This is a genomic window from Pseudoalteromonas sp. SK18, assembly GCF_001974855.1.
Lineage (GTDB): Bacteria > Pseudomonadota > Gammaproteobacteria > Enterobacterales > Alteromonadaceae > Pseudoalteromonas.
This window is the reverse complement of sequence record NZ_MTQB01000006.1, coordinates 166083-176388: the sequence shown is the minus strand read 5'-3', so window position 1 is coordinate 176388 and position 10306 is coordinate 166083. Positions and strand designations below refer to the sequence as shown.

The 10306-nt window shown below is 40.8% G+C and carries 8 protein-coding genes and 1 rRNA gene; 8 read left to right on the top strand and 1 reads right to left on the bottom strand.

Annotated features, from left to right (window positions below; all coding sequences use genetic code 11):
- Positions 1-4: 4 nt before the first annotated feature.
- From rrf to ihfA, 6 genes are all read left to right on the top strand, one after another.
- Positions 5-119 (top strand): 5S ribosomal RNA (gene rrf / locus BW139_RS06930).
- A 642-nt stretch (positions 120-761) separates the two neighbouring features.
- Positions 762-1817, top strand: coding sequence for a DUF2066 domain-containing protein (locus BW139_RS06925; RefSeq protein ID WP_036934517.1), 1056 nt, complete (start codon positions 762-764; stop codon positions 1815-1817).
- Complete coding sequence (gene hda / locus BW139_RS06920) at positions 1817-2527, top strand: DnaA regulatory inactivator Hda (protein ID WP_008114063.1); 711 nt, start codon at positions 1817-1819, stop codon at positions 2525-2527. The genes BW139_RS06925 and hda overlap by 1 nt, the downstream gene beginning before the upstream one ends.
- Before the next feature lie 82 nt (positions 2528-2609).
- Positions 2610-3590, top strand: a complete 981-nt coding sequence (gene pheS / locus BW139_RS06915; protein WP_008468473.1) for a phenylalanine--tRNA ligase subunit alpha — start codon at positions 2610-2612, stop codon at positions 3588-3590.
- A gap of 15 nt (positions 3591-3605) precedes the next feature.
- On the top strand, positions 3606-5993 hold the full coding sequence (pheT, locus tag BW139_RS06910; RefSeq protein ID WP_076919176.1) for a phenylalanine--tRNA ligase subunit beta: 2388 nt from the start codon (positions 3606-3608) through the stop codon (positions 5991-5993).
- A 2-nt stretch (positions 5994-5995) separates the two neighbouring features.
- Positions 5996-6292, top strand: a complete 297-nt coding sequence (gene ihfA, locus BW139_RS06905; protein ID WP_008114070.1) for an integration host factor subunit alpha — start codon at positions 5996-5998, stop codon at positions 6290-6292.
- A 41-nt stretch (positions 6293-6333) separates the two neighbouring features.
- Here the strand turns inward: ihfA and BW139_RS06900 are convergent, their stop codons facing one another.
- The gene (locus tag BW139_RS06900; protein WP_076919175.1) at positions 6334-7131 is read right to left on the bottom strand and encodes a DUF2989 domain-containing protein; all 798 of its coding nucleotides are present in this window, start codon (positions 7129-7131) and stop codon (positions 6334-6336) included.
- A 172-nt stretch (positions 7132-7303) separates the two neighbouring features.
- Here BW139_RS06900 and BW139_RS06895 point away from each other — a divergent pair, with 172 nt between their 5' ends.
- Together BW139_RS06895 and BW139_RS06890 are read left to right on the top strand one after the other, a co-directional pair.
- Positions 7304-8746 carry a glyceraldehyde-3-phosphate dehydrogenase gene (locus BW139_RS06895; RefSeq protein ID WP_008114075.1) on the top strand — a complete coding sequence of 481 codons (1443 nt, stop codon included), beginning with the start codon at positions 7304-7306 and terminating at the stop codon, positions 8744-8746.
- 192 nt (positions 8747-8938) lie between these two features.
- Entirely contained in the window at positions 8939-10066 is a 1128-nt protein-coding gene (locus BW139_RS06890) for a M14-type cytosolic carboxypeptidase (RefSeq protein ID WP_076919174.1), read from the top strand.
- Positions 10067-10306: the final 240 nt, after the last annotated feature.

Here is a 10306-nt window from a genome sequence, read left to right as displayed (position 1 = left end):
TTTGCTTGGTGACAATAGCGTTTTGGACCCACCTGACCCCATGCCGAACTCAGTAGTGAAACGAAACAGCGCCGATGATAGTGTAGCATTTGCTATGTGAAAGTAGGACATTACCAGGCTCCAAATACAAGAAAGCCCGACTCGAAAGAGTCGGGTTTTTTTACGTCTGTAGGAAAGTGAAAAACAAAGGTAAAAGGTTAAAGGCATTAGGTTAAAAGCAAAATAATAACAGCCTAAAGCCACCTCCATGCCTTTATTAAGGCTATCAACGCTGTCCAAGAAGAACATTCTGCTTTGTCGCTATAAAAGTAGCGCACCGACTCCAAATACAAGCAAGCCCGACTCGAAAGAGTCGGGCTTTTTTACGTCTGGAATAAAGTCAAAAGAAGGTTCGAGGTTAAAGGTATTAGGTTAAAGGAAGAAAATTGATCAGAACCGAGCCTACTGTAGCTACGAAGTAGCGCACCGACTCCAAATACAAGAAAGGCAGACTCGGAAGAGCCGGGCTTTTATACATCTGTAATAAAGTAAAAAGAAGGTTCGAGGTGAAAGGGAAGAGAACAGAACCGACCCCATGACATTCTACTGCTTTGTCGCTATAAACTAGTGCACCGATTCCAATTAGCCGGTATTTGCTTTTAGGTTTTTTATGATCATTAAAGCGAGCTTAATGGTGTTAGTAACTGAGAAAAATATAATTTTGCTTTGTTAGTGGCTTTGATTTAGGATCAAAACAGTTTAAAACCATGAATGATTTGCCTGTGTATAGATTATTAATTAGCGCCTTATCCATTTTCTTTTGTGTTTCTGTATCAGCAGTTGAAGTAACTGATCTATATCAAGATATTTTGGTTGTAGAAGATAAATCTCGTGATACACGTTTAGATGCTAGCCGCAAAGCGTTGCTGAACGTATTAGTAAAAGTGAGCGGTGATAAAAGCGCGGACGAAAATCAGCTAGCGAAGCAGCGCACCAAAGACATATCTGATTACATGTTAAAATTTGAATACGATGAACGTATCCCCGGAGAGCTTAAATTATTAGTCAAATTTGAGGCTCGAAAGATCAATGCGTTAATTAAAGATCTTAATTTGCCACTATGGGGAGTACAGCGCCCACTAGTTGCTATCTGGTTAGGGATTGAAGATAACAGGCAACGAGAACTAGTAACGCAAGAAAGTTACCCACAGTTAGAGCAACTCATTTATGATAAAGCAAGCCGTCGTGGCTTACCTGTGGTTGTGCCTTTGCTGGATTTACAAGATAGACGCCTTGTTGGAGTCCCTGAGGTTTGGGGGAACTTTTCAGAACCAGTAGAAGAGGCATCTAAACGCTACAGTGCTGAGCGAAGTATTACTGCTAGGATGTATCAAGAATTTAACTCCGATAATTGGGTATTAGATTGGCGCTTCACCAATGATGAAATGTTTGAATCTAACCGAATTATTGGCTATAGACAGCAAATTGTTGCGCAAATGCTTGATGATTTAGCACAAGGTTTAGCTGGCGAATACGCCATCGATCCTAATGCGTATTATGAACAGCGTACTGCTAATTTGACCTTAAAAGGGACTGATACCTTTGTGGATATAGAATTGGCAAAGCGCCGTCTACTCAACCTAAGTGTTGTAACCCAAGCGGTTATCATACGTAAAACTCCCGATTCGGTTGAATTTAAGCTAGATCATACCGGCACTGTTAACGACCTTAAAAAAGCCCTTGGTCTTGATAATGCCTTTAAAGATTATGTTGACCCTCGTGCTTTTTATCACATAGTTGATAAGCAAAGCCTAGAGTATCAATGGGTTGAAAACTAATGCTAACTCAAGAGCCAATGCAAATGGCGCTACCGGTTACTTTACCGGATGATGAAACATTTGCCTCTTATTTTGGTGGAGAAGACTCATTAGAGGTAAGCCATCTAAAAGATAGTTTTGCTAAGCTTACTCATGCTTTTCAGTATACTTATTTGTGTGGCTTAGGAGACTCAGGTAAATCCCATTTGTTATACGCCACCTGTATTCAAGCCCAAGAGCGCGGCTTATCTAATATGCTGCTATCAATGCGAGAAGTTCTACATTTTGGCCCGATGGTTTTAGATGGACTTGAGGCGCTAGATGTATTATGTATTGATGATGTTCACCTAGTGGCAGGTAATGATGCATGGGAAAAAGCGTTATTTAACTTTTTTAATCGCTTTAATGAGCCTAATAAAATGTTGGTAGTAACCGCTGATTTACTGCCAAATATGCTTAATATTAGCTTGCCCGATTTAGAATCGCGTTTGAAGTGGGGTACCACTTTTCAAATTCGTTCTATGAGTGATGATGATAAAGCACAAGCGCTGGTTAAACGTGCGAACATGCGTGGACTTGAACTTAGCGACGAATGTGCGCGGTTTTTATTAACCCGTTTAAGTCGTGATATGCGCGCTTTATTGGATGTATTGGACAAATTAGATCATGCATCTATGGCTGCACAGCGAAAATTAACTATTCCTTTCATAAAATCAACGCTAAAGCTGTAGTAGGTCTAGAATCTAGACCCTGCTTTCAGTTATCATTAGCTAACTAAATTGTAATCACCTTCTTTGAAAGATCAGGTATCGAATGAACTTAGAAAATATATTAGCGCAAGCACTTGAGGCAGTTGCCAGTGCCAGTGAAATCGCGCAACTAGAAGAGATCAGGGTTAACTACCTTGGTAAAAAAGGCGAGATCACCAGCTTACTTAAAACACTGGGTAAAATTGCTCCTGAAGAACGCAAAGAAGCAGGCCAGGTAATTAATCAAGCTAAGCAAGATGTGCAAAGCGCAATTAATGATAAGCGTGAGCTTTTAGCGAGTAAAGCACTTGAAGAAAAACTAGCTGCTGAAACTATCGATGTAACTTTACCAGGGCGCGTTATGCCTTCTGGTGGTTTGCATCCTGTGACTCGCACCATTGAGCGTATTGAAAGCTTTTTTGGTGAACTAGGCTTTGAAGTTAAATCAGGTCCTGAAGTTGAAGATGATTTTCATAACTTTGATGCGCTAAATATTCCTGAGCACCATCCTGCGCGCGCCGATCACGATACTTTTTACTTTAATCCTAAGTTGGTGTTACGTACTCAAACTAGTGGTGTGCAAATTCGTACCATGGAAACAGAGCAGCCGCCGCTTCGTATAATTTCACCAGGGCGTGTATACCGTAATGACTACGACCAAACACATACACCTATGTTCCATCAGGTGGAAGGTTTAATGGTTGATACGGACGTTAGCTTTACTGAGCTCAAAGGTATTTTACATGACTTTTTACGTAACTTTTTTGAAGAAGATATGGAAATTCGTTTCCGTCCTTCATTCTTCCCATTTACAGAGCCCTCAGCCGAAGTTGATGTAATGGGTAAAGATGGTAAATGGTTAGAAGTATTAGGCTGTGGCATGGTTCACCCTAACGTACTTAAGTCTGTTGGTATCGATCCTGAAAAATACACCGGTTTTGCTTTTGGTATGGGTGTAGAGCGCTTAACTATGTTGCGTTACGGCGTAAACGATTTACGTGCGTTTTTCGAAAACGACTTAAAATTCCTAAACCAGTTCCGTTAAGAGTGAAGAAATAAAATGAAATTTAGTGAAAAGTGGTTAAGAGAGTGGGTAAATCCTGCAATTGATACGCAAGCTCTTTCGGAACAGCTTTCAATGGCTGGTTTAGAAGTAGATGGCGTAGAGCCGGCAGCAGCCAAATTTAATGGTGTTGTTGTAGGTGAGGTGGTTGAATGTGGCCAGCACCCTGATGCAGATAAACTACGTGTAACAAAAATTAATGTTGGTGGTGATGAACTGCTTGATATTGTTTGTGGTGCACCAAATTGCCGCCAAGGTATTAAAGTTGCTGTTGCCACTGTTGGTGCAGTATTACCAGGTGATTTTAAAATTAAAAAGGCCAAACTTCGTGGTCAACCATCACACGGCATGTTGTGTGCGTTTGATGAGCTAGGCATTAGCGAAGAAGGCGATGGCATTATGGAATTGCCGCTTGACGCGCCGATTGGCACAGATTTACGCGAATACTTAGGGTTAGATGACAACATCATAGATGTAGATTTAACCCCTAACCGTGGTGACTGTTTAGGTATTAAAGGCCTTGCCCGCGAAGTTGGCGTACTGAACAGCATTGATGTTAATACATTAAGTATTCCAGCGGTAGCACCGACAATTGAAGATAAAGTATCAATCGAGTTGGTTAACGATGAGGCTTGTCCTCGTTATTTAGGGCGTGTTATCAAAGGCATTAACCTTAATGCTGAAACTCCTTTATGGATGGTTGAAAAGCTACGCCGTAGTGGTGTGCGTTCAATCGATCCGGTTGTTGATGTGACTAACTTTGTATTATTAGAACTTGGTCACCCAATGCATGCATTTGATTTAAAAGCGATTGAGGGTGGAATTAAAGTACGTAGTGCAAACGCAGGTGAAGAATTAGTTTTACTTGATGGTAACACTGCAAAGTTAAATGAATCGACATTAGTGATTGCCGATCATCATAAAGCGCTAGCTATTGCTGGTATTTTTGGTGGTGAGCAATCTGGCGTTACTGAAAAAACAGCTGATATTCTGTTAGAAAGCGCATTCTTTAACCCTGTGGCTATTGCTGGTCAAGCACGTAGCTACGGCTTACATACCGATGCATCTCATCGCTATGAGCGTGGCGTAGACTTTGCGCTACAACATGACGCAATGGAGCGCGCTACAGCGTTACTGCTTGAAATTGTTGGTGGTGAAGCGGGCCCTGTTGTTGAAGCTGTGGCTGCTGATAAGTTACCTAAAGTAACTGAAGTACGTTTACGTCGGTCACGTTTAGACCGCGTTATTGGTCATCATATTGAAGATGCGAAAGTAACCGATATTCTGACGCGTTTAGGACTTGATGTTAAATTTGACAATGATAGCTGGAGCGCTGATGTGCCAAGCTACCGTTTTGATATTCGTATCGAAGAAGATTTAATTGAAGAAGTTGCACGAGTGTACGGTTATAACAGCATCCCTAATGTTGCACCGACAGCAAAACTTAAAATGACCACGCATGATGAATCAACTGTTGCCCTGAGCCGTTTTCGAAATGCGCTAGTAACACGTGGCTATCAAGAAGCCATTACTTACAGCTTTGTTGACCCTAAAGCGCAGGCTATTTTACACCCTGAGTGTAATGCACTGGTATTACCGCACCCAATTTCAATTGAAATGTCAGCGATGCGTGTAAGTTTAATGCCTGGGCTGCTTTCATCTGTTGCGTATAACCAAAACCGCCAACAACCTCGTATTCGCTTATTTGAACATGGCCTTAAATTTATCAGCGATGAAAGCGCAGAAAATGGCGTTTACCAAGTGCCTGTTATTGGTGGCGTTATTACTGGTTTGGTACATGGTGAGCATTGGGTTGAAGAAAAACGCAATGTCGACTTTTATGACCTAAAAGGGGATGTTGAAGCATTACTTGCAATTACCAACGATGTTAGCCGCTTTGAAATTAAAGCTGAGCAATCGGATGGTCTTCACCCGGGTCAGTCTGCCGTTATTTATGTTGATGGTAAAAAAGTAGGTTTCTTTGGCGCATTACATCCTCAAGCGCAAAAATCGTTAGATATCAACAATGCTACTTTTGTGTTTGAAATTGAAATGTCGGCATTAGAAAAAAGAAATTTACCTCAAGCTGTAGGGGTGTCTAAATTCCCATCAAATCGCCGCGACATCGCTATTTTAGTACAAGACAGCGTTAAAATTGGTGATATTTTAAACGTCATCGGAAAAGTTGGCGGAAATCAATTGGTTGACCTAAACTTATTCGATGTGTATAAGGGCAAAGGTATTGAGCCAAATTATAAGAGTTTGGCGATTGCTCTAACACTGCAGGCGGTTGATAGAACACTCGAAGAGAAAGATATCAATCAGGTAGTTGATAACGTGGTGGCCGCACTGGCCGAACAGTTTAATGCATCGTTGAGGGACTAGATATGGCGCTTACTAAAGCCGACATAGCTGAACACCTATTTGAAAAGCTCGGGATCAATAAAAAAGATGCCAAAGATTTAGTTGAAGCGTTTTTTGAAGAAATCCGCTCAGCGCTTGAAAAAGGCGAGCAGATTAAGCTCTCTGGATTTGGTAACTTTGATCTTCGAGATAAGAAAGAAAGACCGGGACGTAATCCGAAAACGGGAGAAGACATTCCAATTTCAGCACGTCGCGTAGTTACTTTTAGACCGGGACAAAAGTTAAAGACCCGTGTCGAAGTAGGCACAAGCAAAAAATAAACAAAAAGGCAGCGCAAGCTGCCTTTTTTGTATCTGTTGTATTATTTCCGGGGGGAAATAAACTTTCCTTGATCTATTTGCTGCAAAGTTTGCTCGGCTAACCTATCCAAACTTTCTAAATTTTTACCTTGTGCTATTAACTGCTGCTCAATTAATAATATGTCGATATTTTTTATCCCAGAGAGCTCTGCTATTTTGGCAAAAATGTACGCGTGCTTATATTGATGATGCTTGTAAAAAAGGCTAATTAAAGAGGTGTATATTTCTGGATCAGGTACTTGCTTAGCTTGATTTAACGCCAGTGTGTTGTATAAAAAACCAATCGCTTTGTGCTCATCAACTTTAATATAATAAGACGCCAAGTAAAATTGCATTTCAGCACTCGTTTCAACCTCAGCAGTATTTTCTAGAGCAAGTAACCGGGTGAGTGCTGTTTCATCATTGTTTCTTGACCAATGGTAATAGAGTAGGCCAGGGTGAGTGGTTGCTTGTGTTTGCTGATAAATACGTGCCATTTCTTTATTACTAGTGAGATACGCTCGTCGACGGGCGGTGGTTTTACCTTTTAGCTTTATATGCTGAATATTAGCAGCTAAGCCGATACATTGGTTGTAGTGCTCAAACGCTTTGAGTAATTGATACTTGTGCTCATCGGTTGGTTGTAAGGATTCGCGGTAGCGAGAAAAAATAGTACGCTCTCGCTGTGCCTTACAGTGGCTATCGTGGTTAAGATCATTGCACATGGCGGGTGATTGCGCACAAACATCTTCAACGGTAAAAGATTCTTCGCACCCTGCAAGCAACAATGCAAAAGTGAGGGTTATGCGCTTAAAAGCCATCCGAGCCTCTCAATCATCAATAAAGTATTATTCTAGCCTAAACTTTAGTCTCTAACAGTGGAGAATAAAATGAGATTAAATTAGAATAGGCCTGCCCGAAGGAATGTGTTGCTCTCAAAATTCGATACATTCTTAGGCTATCCGTTCAAAATTGTTTAATTAGGTAAAAAAAATGACCTCATCTCACGAGTTAGAATACACAAGTAGCTGGCAAGAACGTCAAGATTACGCTGAAAGCATGCAACCAATTATTGGTAAATTGTACCGTAATCGTGGTATTGAAATCGCTGTTTACGGCCGTCCATTAGTAAACTCAAGCACTATAGATATTATTAAGTCTCACAAATCAGTAGCTCAGTTTGAAGGAACTAAACTTCGCCTACGTGAAAGCTTCCCATTCTTAGAAGCTATTAGCAAAATGGAATTAAATTCTGCCCGTATCGATATTGGTAAATTAGCATACAGCTATTTATACACAGATGCTGCGAATGGCCGTTCAGTAGAAGAGTTCGTTAAAGACGAGCTAGCTGAAATTGTTGATTCTGAGCCTAAAGCGCCACGTGACGTAGTACTTTACGGCTTTGGTCGTATCGGTCGCTTATTAGCACGTTTGTTAATTGAAAAATCAGGCCCTTATGCGGATCTAAACCTACGCGCTATTGTTGTGCGTGGTGGTAAAGACGGCGATTTGGAAAAACGTGCAAGCTTATTGCGTCGTGATTCTATCCATGGTCCGTTCAATGGTTCAATTACCATTGATAAAGAGCGCAATGCAATTAAAGCTAACGGTAGCTACATTCAAGTTATCTACGCTAATTCGCCAAGCGAAGTTGATTACAGCGCTTACGGTATCGAAAACGCACTTGTTGTTGATAACACAGGTATTTGGAAAGATGAAGCTGGTCTTGGTCAACACTTAGAATCTAAAGGTGCTGCAAAAGTATTATTAACAGCGCCAGCTAAGGGCAACATTAAAAATATCGTTTACGGTGTAAATAACCAAGATATTTTACCTGAAGATAAAATTGTATGTGCTGCAAGCTGTACAACTAATGCAATAACACCAACATTGAAAGCATTAAACGATCAGTTTGGTATTAAGAATGGTCACGTTGAAACAGTTCACTCATACACTAATGACCAAAACTTAATTGATAACTACCACAAAGCAGAACGTCGTGGTCGTGCTGCGGCACTTAACATGGTTATCACTGAAACAGGTGCAGCAAAAGCGGTATCTAAAGCATTACCAGAGCTTGAAGGTAAACTAACAGGTAACGCAATCCGTGTACCTACACCAAACGTATCGTTAGCTATCTTAAACTTAAATCTTGAAAAGAGCACGACGGTTGAAGAGCTTAATGCGTTTTTACGTGAAACAGCACTTCACTCAGACCTACGTGATCAAATCGATTACACAGCGTCAACTGAAATTGTATCTACCGATTTAGTAGGTAGCCGTTACGCAGGTGTTGTTGATTCTCAAGCAACCATTGTTGATGATAACCGTGTTGTACTTTACGTATGGTACGACAATGAGTTTGGTTATAGCTGTCAGGTGGTTCGCTGTATGCGCGACATGGCAGAAGTCTCATTCCCAAGTTTACCTCGATAAACACATGAGCAATTAAGAAAAGCCAGCACTTGCTGGCTTTTTTAGGTCTGAAGATTTTTAAAGTGAAGCGGTTATGGTACGCTTTATTAAATTGGGTACGTAGTAATAGCCGTTTAAAGTGCATGAACACGTACTTACCTCTTGGCTAAATCCCTTGGTCAAGATACACAGTTAACTAATAGGTTTGTTGTAATGAAAATCAGTAGCAATTTTGACAGTGGTAATATTAAAGTTATTGAAGCCACCGATCCGTTAAATATTCAGTTAGAAATTAATAAAGATTATCAGTCTGAGTTTTATCAGTGGTTTCACTTTCGTCTTGAAACAACGCCTTATCAACTACATCAGTTAAATATTAATAATCTTGATAAGTCTGCATATCCAGACGGTTGGGTAGACTACCAAGCCGTTGCTTCATACGACCGTCAAACATGGTTTCGTGTACCGTCTTCATATGAAAATGGCACACTAACATTTGAGCTTGAGCCTGAGTGCAGCAGCGTTTACTTCGCCTATTTCGCTCCATACAGCTACGACCGTCATTTAGATTTATTATCATGGGCACAAAGCCAAGAGCTTTGTCAGCTAGAGACGCTAGGTCAAACCTTAGATGGGCGTGATATGAGCGTGCTTAAGATTGGCCAGCCAAGTGCAGATAAAAAAGTCATTTGGGTTACCGCTCGCCAACACCCAGGTGAAACTATGGCAGAGTGGTTTGTAGAAGGCTTATTACACAAGCTACTTGATGATGAAGACCCACATGCTGCAGCCTTACTATCAAAAGCGGTATTCTATATCGTGCCAAACATGAATCCAGATGGCAGTGCACGTGGTCACTTACGTACTAATGCTAAAGGGGTTAACTTAAATCGTGAATGGCAAACGCCAAGCATGGAAAACAGCCCTGAAGTTTACTTGGTGCTTAATAAAATGCGCGAAGCAGGCTTAGACATGCACCTAGACATTCACGGGGATGAAGCTATTCCATATAACTTTGTTGCCGGTAGCGAAGGTATACCAAGCTATGATGCACGCTTAAAAGGCTTAGAAGATAGCTTTAAAGCCGCGCTTTTAACGATTACTCCAGAGTTTCAAGATACTCATGGCTACGATAAAGACGAACCAGGTCAAGCTAACTTAACAGTAGGTTCATCAGCGACCGCTGAAGAATTTAAAGCGCTTACTTACACAGTTGAAATGCCATTTAAAGATAATAATGACTTACCAGATCCAGATTACGGCTGGTCAGATCGCCGTTCATATCAATTTGGTCAAGACACGTTAGCAGCCATTGTTAATGTTGTAGACAACTTAAGATAAAACGTTTGTTTCAAAGGGTATCAATAATATTGATACCCTTTTTATTTTAAGCTAAACCGGCCGTACCAGAAAATAAAATTCATTTACCCACCACAGCACCAAAACATTCCAATACACCTTCTCGGCAGATTTAATACCGCATAGTCTATATCAACCTGCACTGCGTAAAACGTCATCGACAAGTCTATAGTGAGTTGTTTTGAAAATTAACTGTTAACAAGGTTGGGTACTTAAGTTAAT

Bases quoted from the DNA above. Each gene is read 5' to 3' on its own strand.
- hda (WP_008114063.1), top strand. From the start codon at position 1,817: ATGCTAACTCAAGAGCCAATGCAAATGGCGCTACCGGTTACTTTACCG.
- pheS (WP_008468473.1), top strand. From the start codon at position 2,610: ATGAACTTAGAAAATATATTAGCGCAAGCACTTGAGGCAGTTGCCAGT.
- pheT (WP_076919176.1), top strand. From the start codon at position 3,606: ATGAAATTTAGTGAAAAGTGGTTAAGAGAGTGGGTAAATCCTGCAATT.
- ihfA (WP_008114070.1), top strand. From the start codon at position 5,996: ATGGCGCTTACTAAAGCCGACATAGCTGAACACCTATTTGAAAAGCTC.
- BW139_RS06900 (WP_076919175.1), bottom strand. From the start codon at position 7,131: ATGGCTTTTAAGCGCATAACCCTCACTTTTGCATTGTTGCTTGCAGGG.
- BW139_RS06895 (WP_008114075.1), top strand. From the start codon at position 7,304: ATGACCTCATCTCACGAGTTAGAATACACAAGTAGCTGGCAAGAACGT.
- BW139_RS06890 (WP_076919174.1), top strand. From the start codon at position 8,939: ATGAAAATCAGTAGCAATTTTGACAGTGGTAATATTAAAGTTATTGAA.